The following is a 12,878-nucleotide window of genomic DNA, read 5'->3' as shown; positions in this document are numbered from 1 at the left end:
GCCGGTCACCGCCCCCATCGACGTCGTATTGACGAGTTGATTGAGCTTGATGCCGCCGGAATCCGTCTTCACGGCGATCACGGCATCGCTGATCGTGATCAGATATTCCTTCTGCAGCTTGAGCAGCCGTTGGCGCACTTCCTCAGCCTTTGCTTCGGATGGATAAACGATCGCCACTAAATCTGACATGAAGACCTCCCGCTGGATCGCACTCCGCCGGCCAAGCCTGGTACGCTGGCGGGACGCGCTGTCAGAGATTAGCCGTCGGTTCACCGGCGCGGCATCGGAGAAAACCCTCAGGCGTCGGGATGATTGTTCCTGATCATGGCGACAGGGAATACCTGGGTCTGACCTGTTCCGATGCATGAGCTCGCGCCTCACGCGGCCACAAGCATCAACACGCTGAACAGCAGCGCCAGCATCAGAAGGCAGGTGCTTGCCGCCGGCCACTCGCAGAGAAGACCGTTGCCCCTTTCAACATAGCTACTGAACGCGCAGCAGCCCCGTCGGAATCGATTGAGCACGCCGATTGCGACCTTCCAGCGCACCGAAGACGCAAACGGGTGCGGCCAGGGGCTGAGCAGGATTGCCAGCACCACGCCTCCCAGGACAGGCAACAGCGATTTGGAGAGCGTCCCGAGACCGGAGAGATCGGGCGGCGAAATGTACGGGACCGGCAGATACGGTTCCCAAGGCACGAGGCCGAGCAATAACGAGCAGAGCGCCAGGACGAGCGCCGCTACGTCCCGAAGGCGCGGTGCCGGGCCCGTCAATACAACGGGCTTGTCCGGAGGGGCCAGCGCATGAGCCAGAACCAACAAAACATAGGCGGCAGTGAATACCCCGCCCGCCTGGAGAACGACCACCCACCACCATTGCTGCCTCTCGGCCGCGGCCTGAAGCAACAGGTCTTTCGCCAGGGATGCGCCACTCGGCTGCACGCCGATCAGCGCGATGCCGGCGAAGGCGAACGTCAGCACGCTCAAGGGCAGGACCCGCGCGATACCGCCGAGCCCCGTGATGCGATCGTGGCCGAGCCCGGCGTAGATCGATCCGGCGGCCATGAACATCGCCGCCTTCGCGGTGGCATGAGAGGCAGCCTGTAGCAGGCCGCCTGCCAGGGCCCCGCCACTCTCCAGGTGGCCCGAGCCATTGAACGCGAGCGGAAACATCAGGAAGAGATACCCGATCTGGGCCAGCGTTGAATATGCGATCAGGAGCTTCAGTCGCTCCTGGCGCAAGGCGAGAACGCTTCCAAACACGATCGCCGCCGCTCCCAGCGCAGCGAGCAGTTGCGTGGCAGCGAAACCGGGCAGCCCGGGCATCACCTGGAACCAGAGCCGCACGATGATGAAGAAAGATCCCTTCACGACGAGGCCAGACAGGATCGCACTGGCGGCAGCTGGCGCGCCCGCGTGGGCCGGCGGCAGCCAGAGATGCAACGGAAAGAGCGCGGTCTTGGCCAGAAGACCTGATGTCATCAATGCCGCCGCGACGAGCGAGGCCGGCTCTGCTCCAATCCGATGCGACAACAGCACGATATCAAGGGTGGCATGGAGACCATAGAGCAGTGCCGTGCCCAGCAAATAGAGCACGGAGCCGAGCAACGCGAAGAGCAGATACCGTATCGCCGCTCGCAGGGTCTCCGGGCGGCCATCCAGCGAGACCAGCGGCACCGCGGCGAATGTCAGCAATTCCAGGGCAACATAAAGCGTGAAGAGGTCTCCACCGACAAAGATTGCGTTCAGCGCGGCCCAGACCGCCAGCAGCAGGATCCAGAACACGAATGGCGCGCGGGCCTTGGTCGTCGTGACGGAGAATTCAGCACCGGCATAGACGGCGACTGCAGAGATCACGACTGCGGTTGCCGCAAGCATCACGGCCGCCAATCCGTCCGCGCGTAGCGCCACCCCCAGCGGCGGCGGCCAGGCGCCGAGCAGGTAAACGAGAGGGCCCGTGCTGTGCGGCACTGCTGCCACAATCGTCACGGTGATCGCCAGCTCCAGCGGGACCATCGCGAATGCGACCAGCCTGACGTATCGGTCGCCGAGGACGAAGGCCAGCAGAACACCCGCGATGGGTATGGCAATCGACAGCACCAGCAGGAAGCCGCTTGGGGTTGTTGCCGCGTCCAGCGCAGGGGCAGGGGGCAGCATCAGCCACCAGCCTGATCTGGGTCATCGCCCGGCGAGGCGCGACCGCTCCGCGCCACGGAGGCGCTCGTCTGGAACAGCCGCAGCAGCAGTGCAATTGCCAAAGCCGTTGCGGAAAACGCGACGACGACGCCGGTGATCACCAAGGCTTGCGGCACGGGATCGTTGCCCATCCCTGCCGCCGCACCGCGCCGTCCAACGACGCCGAACAGGAGGAATACGCCGCTGCCGAGCAGATTGAAGGCGATGATCTTGCGGAGGGGCTGGGGGTTCGTGATCAGGCCGTAGAGCCCGAGTCCGACTGCGGCAGCAGCGCACAATCCGAACACCGTCACGCCGCTCACGGCTCCGTGCTCCGTTCCGGCGCACCGGCTAGCAGCAGTCCGAGCGTCGCTGCGATCGTCAGGGTCATTGCGATTTCGATGCCAAGTATCAGCGGCTTGGCCAGCGCCGGCGGATAGGACAGGAATGCGGCGCCAAACAGAAGGCCGGCAAGGCCGACGAGCAGGAACAGACCAGGCCCGGCAACGAGGATGAACCGTACCGATCGATGGCTCACGAGTGGCGTGTCCGCCAATCCGGCCATGATGGCCAGCAGCCACATCGACGCGAGAATCGCGCCGCCTTGAAAAGCTCCGCCGGGATGGTCAGAACCGGTCCAGAGGATATAGATCCCGATGACGATGCCAACCGGCGGCAGCAGCCGCGCAAGAAAGGCGAGAACGCCACGTGGATCGGCCTGGTGGCGCGGCCCGGGACGGCCGCCCCACGCGCTGTCAGGCGCAAGCGACCAAACGCCGATGATGGCCAGCAACAGCACGACCTTCTCGAGCATGGTATCCATGGCGCGGAACGCCATGAGCACGTTGGTAACGGGGTTTGACAGGCCCGTCGCCCAGGCATTTGCAACAGCAGCCGGGGCAAGCGTCGGCGCAGGATCGGGTAGCAGCAGGACCACCCCGGCCAGCACCGCAGCCGTCAATACGGACAGCGCTGCGGCGCCGGCTCGCAGCAGCTTGCCTGGCCTTGCGTCTGCCATCATGTCGGCATCCCGCAACCGCGCCGCCGCACCCAGCAGCAAGACGCCACCGAGCCCGCCGCCGATTGCGGCCTCGGTCAGTGCGACGTCGGCAGCATCGAGGCGTACCCAGATGAGTGCCACCAGCAGTCCATAGGCGACGAACCCGACCGTGGCCGAAAACGTCTCGGGCACGACGACCGTCCAGACGCCGAGGGTCAGCACGACCGCGGCAAGAACGATTTCGAAGATCGTCTCAATGCTCATCGGTTCAACTGGCCATGGCGCGCCGCGCGCGCAATCAGTTGCGAGACGGTGGCGCCCGCGAGCAGGCCGAGCAGCCAGATACCAACCAGCTTCAGCCCGTCGCGAAGACTCGCTGCCTGCGGGAGCAGTCCGAGCACAACCAGACCGAGGCCGAGATTGTCCGCCTTGGTCAGCGCGTGCAGGCGCGTCAGGGTATCGGGAAAGCGAAGCAGGCCGACCGTGCCGGCCAGAAAAAAGAACGCGCCGGCCGACACTGCCGCAATCGTCATCACGTCGCGTGCGAGGCTCATTCGTCCTCCGTTGATGCGGTTCCATCGGCCGCGAAGCGGGAAAGCCCCTTCTTGACGAACGCGATGGAGGTGAAGGTGGCGAGCAGCGCCAGGGTCAAAGCCACGTCGATCACTGCGGGTATGCTCGCTGCGGTTCCGAGCAGCAGCAGTGTCGCAATGCCTCCGGTCCCGATCAGTTGCGTCGCCATGACTCGATCAGCGTCGCCAGGGCCACGCAGGATCGACAACAGTCCAAGCGCCAGCATGGCCAGAATGAAGCCGACCGCAACCGTCAGGAACTCAGTCATTGTAAAGCGCTCGAGCCAAGGCCGCCTCCTCCTGATCGAGTTCGGCGATCACGGGCTGATCGACGTCGAGGCAGTGATAGAGGAGTTGCGCCTCCTCCTCTCCGGCCGGCACTGTGCCTGGCAACAGGCTGGTGAGTGTAGCGAACACGTTCCGACGCAGGCCACGCGGAAGGCGGGTTGGATACGCGACGAATCCAGGGCGCAGCGGCAGGCCGGGATCGAGTGCGCGCCTTGCGACGTCCACTCCGGCCACAATGGACTGGTACAGGAACAGAAGCGCCAGTCGGAGGATCGCGCGAGGTGAGCGCCGCGACGTGCCAGGCTCCAGCAAACGCAGGCTCGTCCAGGTTGCCGTCGCGACGGCGATTGTTGCGGCAGGAATGTCATCGAGAGAGGCGCCGGCAAGCACGAGCCAAAGGCAGAGAAACCATGCCGCTCGGGACGCCGCGCTTCGCCATGACGCCCCGACTCCGACGCCCGTACGCGCGTCCCGTTTTCCCGAGGGCCCTCTCATTCGTCAAGCCGCCGCGCTCGATCGCTTCGTCTGAGCCTGGAACAGTGCGCTCTTGATGAGACCGGCGATATTGGGTGATTGCCTGATCAGGCGTCGGGAATTCCCCAGAGCGCTGTCGGACGGTTGTTGCGCCTCGTCAGGTTTTTGCCTGCGTTTGCGCCGCGCGTAACAGCGATTGCATCCGGCCGCACCGAGTAGATTTGCCAATGTGTGCGGCCGATCCCCTGGGCAAGAATACCGAGGGGCGATGCCGCGAAATCGCAACCTCGGGAAAGGCTGACCTGCTCGGCAACGTCTCAGGAATTTGAGGAGCTTGGCTATGCGCGGTCGCCGAACGACACCTCGGCAAGCCATCGCACTGACGCTGATGGCAGTTGCATCCGCGTCGATCCTGGCTGCGTGTGATCGTCAGGTGGAAACAACGAAGTCGTCTCCGCGTCCGGTCCGGACCACGACGATCGAGAAGCGTGAGAGCCTGATGCCGCTGACCTTCACGGGGCGCATCGAGGCGGAGGACGAAGTCAGCGTCGCTTTCCGGATCTCCGGGCGTCTGCTTGCGAACGAGGCCAGGCTCGGTGACAGGGTCGAGGCCGGGCAGTTGCTGGCGCAACTGGAGCCCCAGAACGAGCTGAGCACATTACGGCAGGCGAAGGCTGCTCTTTCCGCTGCACAGGGCCAGTTGACGCAGGCACGCAACCATTACGAGCGCCAGGAGACGCTGTTGGCACAAGGGTGGACCACGCGTGCCAATTTCGAGGCGGCGACGCAAGCGCGACAGACCGCCCAATCGCAGGTCGAGGCGGCGGAGGCGCAATTGAGTTCTGCGCACGATCTCGTCAGTTTCACCGAACTGCGAGCCGACGCGCCGGGCAAGATCACCGCGACGGGGCCGTCCGCCGGCGAGGTCGTTCAGGCCGGACAAATGATCGCGCGGATCGCCAGACAGGACGGCCGCGACGCCATCTTCGATGTTCCTGCTCAGATGGTCAGATCGGCCCCAGCCGACGTGCAGGTCACCGTCAGCCTGACGGATGATCCGAAGGTTACGGCGCGAGGCCGCATTCGTCAGATCGCGGCACAAGCCGATCCAGTCACCCGCACCTTCGAGGTCAAGGTCGGCTTGACGGATCCGCCGGCGGCGATGCGGCTCGGCGCGACCGTCAACGGCCGCGTCGAAACCAGTTCCGGGCCGGTGATCGACATACCGGCAACCGCGTTGACGCGGATCAATCAACAGCCGGCCGTGTGGGTTGTCGATCCGTCGACGAACGTCGTATCGGCGCGCAACGTTGATATCCTGCGTTTCGACCAGGCACAGGTCATCGTTTCGCAGGGGTTGGACGCCGGAGACATCGTCGTCACCGCGGGCGTGCAGGCGCTTCACCCGGGCCAGAAGGTGCGGGTGCTCGGGTCAGAGCCATGATCGGGCTCAATCTCTCCGACTGGGCCCTCAGGCATCGCTCGCTCGTCGTCTATGTGATGATGGTTGCCGTGATCGCCGGGGGACTGGCGTATTTCCGGCTTGGCCGAAACGAGGATCCCTCCTTCATCATCAAGACCATGGTCGTTCAGGCGGCCTGGCCGGGGGCTACGACCGAAGAGACGATGAAGCAGGTGACGGAGCGGCTCGAGCGCCAATTGCAGGAGACGCCCCATTTGGACTTCCTGCGCAGCTTCACCCGGGCGGGTCTCGTCACCATTTTCGTCAACCTGAAGGGAAGTGCGAACGCAAGGCAGGTGTCAGACACCTGGTATGAGGTGAGAAAGAGCATCGGCGACATGCGGCACACCCTGCCTGCCGGGGTCGTCGGTCCGGGCTTCAATGACGACTTCGGCGACACGTTCGGCATCGTCTACGGCTTCACCAGCGATGGCTTCACGCAGCGGGAGTTGCGAGATTACGTCGAGCACATCCGTTCCCGATTGCTTCAGGTCCATGACGTGTCGAAGATCGAGCTCCTGGGTGCGCAGGACGAGGTGATCTTCGTCGAATTCTCCAAGCAGGAACTTGCGACCCTGGGCGTCGATCGGGCGGCTCTGCTCGCCGCGCTGCAATCGCAAAATATCGTCCGCCCGGCGGGCGTGATCCAGACCGGCAAGGAAAGCATCTCCGTGCGGGTGTCAGGCGGTTTTCAGTCGGAGCAGGACATCGCCAGCGTCAATTTCGTCGCGGCAGGACGCACGATTCGCCTGAGCGACATCGCGCAGGTGCGGCGCGGCTACGTGGATCCGCCGCAACCGATGTTCCGGGTCAACGGCCAGCCTGCAATCGGGCTTGCCATCGCGATGCGCGAGGGCGGCGACATTCTTGCGCTCGGCAGAAACGTCAAGAAGGTGATGGCGGAGATCACCGCCGACCTCCCGATCGGAATCGAGCCGATCCTCGTTGCCGATCAGGCAGTCGTGGTCGGAGGCGCGATCGGCGAATTCATGACCTCGCTCCTTCAGGCGATCGCCATCATCCTGGTGGTGAGTTTCATCAGCCTCGGAATCCGTCCCGGCCTCATCATCGCGCTTGCCATCCCGTTGACGCTGGCCATCGTGTTTCCGATCATGGAGATCGCTCGCGTCGACATGCAGCGGATATCGCTCGGAGCGCTGATCATCGCGCTCGCACTGCTGGTCGACGATGCGATGACGACCACCGACGCAACGCTCAATCGGCTGGCGCAAGGCGACAGCAAGGTCGACGCGGCGACGTTTGCCTACCGCAGCCATGCCTTTGCCATGCTTGCGGGAACGCTGGTGACGATTGCGGGCTTCATCCCGGTCGGGTTTGCCGCGAGCTCGGCCGGCGAATATACCTTCTCGCTGTTTGCGGTGGTCGCGATCGCGCTCCTGGTGTCGTGGCTCGTTGCCGTGGTCTTCACGCCCTTGCTGGGTGTCGTCATTCTTGTCCCGCCGGTGCGGAAGGGCGCTGCCGAGCCCGGCGCGATGTTCCGTTTCTATCGGAGTTTTCTGACGCTGGCGATGCGCGCCAGGTGGCTGACGATCGCGATCTCGCTGGCGCTCTTTGTCGCGTCCGTTCTCGCGCTTCCGTTGATCCCGCAGCAGTTCTTTCCGTCGTCCGATCGGCCCGAATTGCTCGTGGACCTCAGCCTGCCGCAGAACGCATCGATCCATGCGAGCGAGATGGCAGCCAAGCGCCTGGATGCAGCATTGGCGGCCGATCCGGACGTCCGTCATTGGAGCACCAATGTGGGACGCGGCGCGATCCGCTTCTATCTCCCACTGAGCGTGGAGCTTCCGAACGATTCCTTCACGAAGGCGGTTGTCGTGGCAAAGGACGTCGCAGCGCGCGAGCGCCTGCAGGTGCGGTTGGAACGTCGTCTCGCGGAGGAGTTTCCGGCGGCCGTCTCGTCGGTTTCGCCTCTGGGCCTCGGCCCGCCTGTCGGATGGCCGCTGCAATATCGCGTCAGCGGACCTGACGTCGAGCAGGTGCGTGCGATTGCACTCAAGGTTGGACAGATCCTGGCCTCGGATCCCAGGGCCAAGGGCATCAACTTCGACTGGATGGAGCCGGAGCGCCAGCTGCGGATCTACGTCGATCAGGATGAAGCGCGCCGTCTCGGCCTGAGCTCGCAGGCGATATCGAGCGTATTGAACACCGTGATATCCGGCGCAGTCGTCACCCAGGTCCGCGACGACATCTATCTGGTCAACGTGGTGGCCCGGGCAATCGACGAACAGCGCATTTCGCTGTCTAACCTGCGCACGCTCCAGGTGCCGCTACCTGGTGGACAGACGGTGTCGCTCAGCCAGTTTGCGACGTTCGGATATCATCAGGAGCATCCGCTGATCTGGCGACGCGACCGCATCCCGACCCTGACGGTGCGTGCCGATATCGGTGGTGGAACGCTGCCCGATACGATGGTGGATGCTCTGTCGCCCGCGATCGAAACGCTGAGGAAGACGCTTCCTGTGTCCTACAATGTGGCCGTCGGCGGGACCGTGGAAGAGAGCCGGAAATCGCAGGCGTCCGTGCTCGCCGTGGTTCCCATGATGCTGTTCGTCATGTTCACGGTTCTGATGGTCCAGCTGCAGAGCTTTTCGCGACTGGTCATGGTCGTCAGCGTGGCTCCGCTCGGGATGATCGGCGTTGTGGCCGCGCTGTTGCTGTCCGGCAGGCCGATGGGCTTTGTCACCATTCTCGGCGTTCTCGCCTTGCTCGGCATGATCTGCAAGAATGCGGTGATCCTGATCAGCCAGATCGATGCGGAGCGCGCGCACGGCAAGAGCCCATGGGACGCGGCGGTGGATGCTAGCAGCTCCCGTTTCCGTCCCATCATGCTGACGGCGGTGTCGACCGTTCTCGGCATGATCCCGATTGCTCCAACCGTATTCTGGGGGCCGATGGCGGTTGCAATCATGGGCGGCCTGCTGGTCGCGACCGTGCTGACGCTTGTCTTGCTGCCGACATTGTACGTGACCTGGTTCGGAGAGAAGGGACCGGCCATGGCCTCCGCGCCACCGTCGTCGTGAGTGGCTGTTTCCGGCGAGGGAAATCCCGACGCTCGACTAGGTAATCACCCGATATTCCAGGTGTCGCCCAAGGCGCATCGTGCGACCGCCGGCAAAGTCGCCCGGCCGGGATGTTGCGCACCCGCGTGTCGCGAGGTCTTCACATGACTGGGACGCCGTCAATCCAGAAGCTCTCCCTGTTCGCATTGACCGCGATGGTGGTCGGCTCGATGGTCGGCTCGGGGATATTCTCGCTGCCGCGAACTTTCGGGATCGCGACTGGTCCGTTCGGCGCGATCTTCGCCTGGTGCATTGCCGGTGGCGGCATGTACACCCTCGCGCGGGTGTTCCAGGCACTGGCCGAGCGCAAGCCCGAGCTCGATGCCGGCGTCTATGCCTATGCGAAGGAAGGATTTGGCGACTATCCCGGCTTCTTGTCGGCATTCGGATACTGGATCGGCAGCTGCATCGGCAACGTATCCTATTGGGTCCTCATCAAGTCGACCTTGGGCGCCTTCTTTCCGGTCTTTGGCGACGGGAACACGGTCACCGCAATCATCGTCGCCTCGATCGGAATTTGGCTGTTCCACTTCATGATCCTGCGCGGCGTGCAGCAGGCGGCCGCGATCAACACCATCGTCACTGTCGCCAAGATCGTGCCGATCCTGGTCTTCATCGTGATCCTGATCGTCTCGTTCAACGTCGACATGTTCCGCGGCAATTTCTGGGGCGGCGAGGGCATGCCGGACAAGGGCCTGTTCGAGCAGATCCGCGCCACCATGCTGGTCACGGTGTTTGTCTTTCTCGGCATCGAGGGCGCCAGCGTCTATTCACGCTACGCCAAGGAGCGCGCGCATGTCGGCGCAGCGACCCTGCTCGGGTTTGCGATCGTCACGAGCCTGATGGTGCTCGTCACCATGCTGCCATATGCCGTGCTGCTCCGCGCCGAGATCGCCGGCATGCGGCAGCCGTCCATGGCGACGGTCCTGGAGGCCGTGGTCGGGCATTGGGGCGCGATCTTCGTCAGCATTGGACTTCTGGTTTCGGTGTTGGGGGCCTATCTCGCCTGGTCGCTGATCTGTGCCGAGGTGCTCTCCGCCGCCGGTCGGACCAGGGATATGCCGGCATTGTTCGGCAAGGAAAATGCGAACAAGGTGCCCGCCGCGGCGCTCTGGCTCACCAATGTGATCGTCCAGCTCTTCGTCATCAGCACCTATTGGTCGCAGGATGCGTTCGCGTTGATGCTCAATCTGACGAGCGTGATGTCACTCATTCCGTTCTTCCTCGTCGCAGCCTACGGGCTCCTGCTCGTCAGGCGGGGCGAGACCTATGAGAAGAGCAGCAGCGAGCGAACGCGGGACACGATTTTTGCCGGCATCGCCGTCATCTACACGCTGTTCCTGATCTATTCGGCCGGAATGAAGTTTCTGCTGCTGTCCTTGATCCTCTACGCGCCCGGCACGGCACTCTATTTCTGGGCGCGCCTGGAACAGAAGGCGAGGGTCTTCACGGCCGTCGAGTGGGGCATCTTCATCGCAGCCGCCGTCGGCGCTGCTGTCGGGATTCACGGATTGGCCACCGGCTATATCACGATCTAGGCAAGGCAACCCTCAAGGGCAGTCCCATGGCAAAGCAGGCATCGGAATCCAATAGTCCCTTTGGCGTTCATTCGGAGGTCGGTCAGCTCCGCAAGGTCATGGTCTGCTCACCCGGCCGCGCCCATCAGCGCCTCACGCCCTCCAATTGCGACACGCTGCTATTTGACGACGTCCTGTGGGTCGAAAACGCCAAGCGCGATCACTTCGATTTCGTGCAGAAGATGCGCGATCGCGGGATCGAAGTCGTCGAGATGCACAACCTGCTGACCGAGACGGTCGCGATCCCCGAGGCCAGGAAGTGGATCCTCGACAACCAGGTTGTTCCCGATCAGGTCGGTCTCGGTCTCGTCGACGAACTGCGGGGCTACCTCGAGAGCCTCACGCCGCGCGAACTGGCCGAAACGCTGATCGGGGGCGTTTCGACCCATGACTTCCCGGACGCCCATGGCGGCGAGATGCTCAGGCTCGTCCGCGAGGCCGCCGGCATGACCGAGTATCTGCTGCCGCCGCTCCCCAACACCCTTTATACGCGGGACACGACATGCTGGATCTACGGCGGGGTCACGCTGAATTCGCTCTATTGGCCGGCGCGGCATGAAGAGCCGATCCTCGCCACCGCCATCTACAAGTTCCATCCGGATTTCGCCGGCAAGGTCAATGTCTGGTGGGGCGATCCGACGCGGGACCACGGTCTCGCGACGCTGGAAGGCGGCGACGTGATGCCGATCGGCAAGGGCAACGTCCTGATCGGGTTGAGCGAGCGCACCTCGCGGCAGGCGATCAGCCAGGTCGCCGCGGCCCTTTTCAGGAAAAAGGCGGCCGAGCGTGTGATCGTGGCTGCGATGCCGAAGCTCCGCGCCGCAATGCATCTGGATACGGTCTTCACGTTCGCCGACCGGGATTGCGTTCTGCTCTATCCCGACATCGTCAACAACATTGCGGCCTTTTCCTACCGGCCGGCTGACAATTCCGCCGGCCTCGAACTGCGCAAGGACGAAAAGCCGTTCGTGGATGTGGTGGCTGAGGCCCTTGGCCTGAAGAAGCTGCGCGTGGTCGAGACCGGCGGCAACGCCTATATGCGCGAGCGGACGCAGTGGGACAGCGGCGCCAATCTGGTTTGCGCGTCCCCGGGCGTGGTGTTTGCCTATGACCGCAATACCTACACCAACACCTTGCTACGCAAGGAAGGGATCGAGGTGATCACCATCGTCGGTGCAGAGCTCGGGCGGGGCCGGGGAGGCGGTCATTGCATGACCTGTCCGATCACCAGGGATGCGGTGGACTACTAGGCGGATCGAGTGGGCTTGGCCGTGAGGCCAGCGCGCGTTCCGCTTTTCTTGGGGCAACGCAACCGATCGGGTCAGATGCAGAGTGAGTTCCCCGGCGTCTGTTCCGCAGCGTCGGGAGCTTCCCGCATTTTACGAAATGGCAATCTGTCGGTTCAATCCCTGATTTAAAATCCTATCATTAACACGCCACAATCGCTGCCCAATCTGAGGCGATTCCTGGTGTACGCAGAAGCCATCGGGGCATGCCATGCGTGGATCTATCGTTCTGTTACCGGTCGTTGGATTGTTTGGAGCAAGCACCGCGTGGGCCGCGGATGTTGATCTGACCGAGCTGAAGGCAAGCAGTCCTGTGCCGTATTACTCAGCTCCGTCGTGGAGCGTCGTCGGCTCCGTTGCACCGACTTTCACCGACAATGCCTTGTTCAGCCGGGACAACCGCAAATCGGATTTCTACTACGAGCCTGACGTGAGCGTCAGGCTGGACGGGAATCTGACAAATGACCTTTCTTACCGGCTCTACGCTCGCGCCCAATACGAGGCGTTCGCGAGGGAGAAGGATGGCAACGCTGCAGTCGCACGCGTGGGAGCGCGCCTGACGGAGAATTGGGACGGCTGGCGCTTCTCCGCCATCTACGAGAACCGATATGATTTCGACGGTGTCTACCGGGACCTTGCCTTCACCTCGCATGACGTGATGGGCTCGGTGGCGCGGGACTTCCGCATGAATAATGTGACACTCTCGCCGCTGTTGCTTGTGACCTACCGGTTTTCCGACCTCGCGGAAGCTCGCCGCTGGCGCTTCGACGCGTTGCTCGGCATCGAGGTCAAGCTCGATCCGAAATGGTCGATCGTGAGCACGCCGCTGTTCGAAGCCTTCTGGTTCACCGACGGGCTGAACCGGGGGCGGCAGGACCAGATCTACTCGGCGGACCTGGGTGTGAAGTACAATTTTACCAGCAATGTGTCGCTGACGACCAGTGTGTTGTACGAGGCGCGTACAT

General features: G+C 63.3%; 12 protein-coding genes. 5 read left to right on the top strand and 7 right to left on the bottom strand.

The window, feature by feature from the left end; all coding sequences use genetic code 11:
* The 7 genes from AC1D00_RS07980 to AC1D00_RS07950 all read right to left on the bottom strand — a co-directional run.
* Positions 1 to 189 (bottom strand): DUF1269 domain-containing protein (locus AC1D00_RS07980; RefSeq protein WP_477010281.1); only part of this gene is annotated, 189 nt, incomplete at its 3' end.
* Between the two features lie 188 nt (positions 190 to 377).
* Entirely contained in the window at positions 378 to 2,156 is a 1,779-nt protein-coding gene (locus AC1D00_RS07975; RefSeq protein WP_477010280.1) for a complex I subunit 5 family protein, read from the bottom strand.
* Entirely contained in the window at positions 2,156 to 2,497 is a 342-nt protein-coding gene (locus AC1D00_RS07970) for an NADH-quinone oxidoreductase subunit K (protein WP_404554738.1), read from the bottom strand. Before AC1D00_RS07970 ends, AC1D00_RS07975 begins: the two co-directional genes overlap by 1 nt.
* Entirely contained in the window at positions 2,494 to 3,396 is a 903-nt protein-coding gene (locus tag AC1D00_RS07965; RefSeq protein ID WP_477010279.1) for an MnhB domain-containing protein, read from the bottom strand. The genes AC1D00_RS07970 and AC1D00_RS07965 overlap by 4 nt, the downstream gene beginning before the upstream one ends.
* Positions 3,397 to 3,434: 38 nt before the next feature.
* Positions 3,435 to 3,728, bottom strand: coding sequence for a monovalent cation/H(+) antiporter subunit G (locus tag AC1D00_RS07960; protein WP_135172845.1), 294 nt, complete (start codon positions 3,726 to 3,728; stop codon positions 3,435 to 3,437).
* Positions 3,725 to 4,015, bottom strand: a complete 291-nt coding sequence (locus AC1D00_RS07955; protein WP_477010278.1) for an MrpF/PhaF family protein — start codon at positions 4,013 to 4,015, stop codon at positions 3,725 to 3,727. The genes AC1D00_RS07960 and AC1D00_RS07955 overlap by 4 nt, the downstream gene beginning before the upstream one ends.
* Positions 4,008 to 4,529 carry a Na+/H+ antiporter subunit E gene (locus AC1D00_RS07950; protein WP_477010277.1) on the bottom strand — a complete coding sequence of 174 codons (522 nt, stop codon included), beginning with the start codon at positions 4,527 to 4,529 and terminating at the stop codon, positions 4,008 to 4,010. Before AC1D00_RS07950 ends, AC1D00_RS07955 begins: the two co-directional genes overlap by 8 nt.
* Positions 4,530 to 4,848: 319 nt before the next feature.
* Here AC1D00_RS07950 and AC1D00_RS07945 point away from each other — a divergent pair, with 319 nt between their 5' ends.
* The 5 genes from AC1D00_RS07945 to AC1D00_RS07925 form a co-directional block, all read left to right on the top strand.
* Entirely contained in the window at positions 4,849 to 5,952 is a 1,104-nt protein-coding gene (locus AC1D00_RS07945; protein WP_477010276.1) for an efflux RND transporter periplasmic adaptor subunit, read from the top strand.
* Complete coding sequence (locus tag AC1D00_RS07940; protein ID WP_477010275.1) at positions 5,949 to 9,011, top strand: efflux RND transporter permease subunit; 3,063 nt, start codon at positions 5,949 to 5,951, stop codon at positions 9,009 to 9,011. The genes AC1D00_RS07945 and AC1D00_RS07940 overlap by 4 nt, the downstream gene beginning before the upstream one ends.
* A gap of 143 nt (positions 9,012 to 9,154) precedes the next feature.
* Positions 9,155 to 10,588, top strand: coding sequence for a basic amino acid/polyamine antiporter (locus tag AC1D00_RS07935; protein ID WP_477010274.1), 1,434 nt, complete (start codon positions 9,155 to 9,157; stop codon positions 10,586 to 10,588).
* Between the two features lie 26 nt (positions 10,589 to 10,614).
* The gene (gene arcA / locus AC1D00_RS07930) at positions 10,615 to 11,877 is read left to right on the top strand and encodes an arginine deiminase (RefSeq protein ID WP_404554750.1); all 1,263 of its coding nucleotides are present in this window, start codon (positions 10,615 to 10,617) and stop codon (positions 11,875 to 11,877) included.
* A 247-nt stretch (positions 11,878 to 12,124) separates the two neighbouring features.
* Positions 12,125 to 12,878, top strand: a 754-nt coding sequence (locus AC1D00_RS07925; RefSeq protein ID WP_477010273.1) for an outer membrane beta-barrel protein, incomplete at its 3' end; no start/stop codon positions are given.

Source organism: Bradyrhizobium sp. P2_E8, from assembly GCF_056403875.1.
The sequence above is the reverse complement of the archived record's forward strand: the minus strand, read 5'-3'. Positions and strand labels throughout refer to the sequence as shown.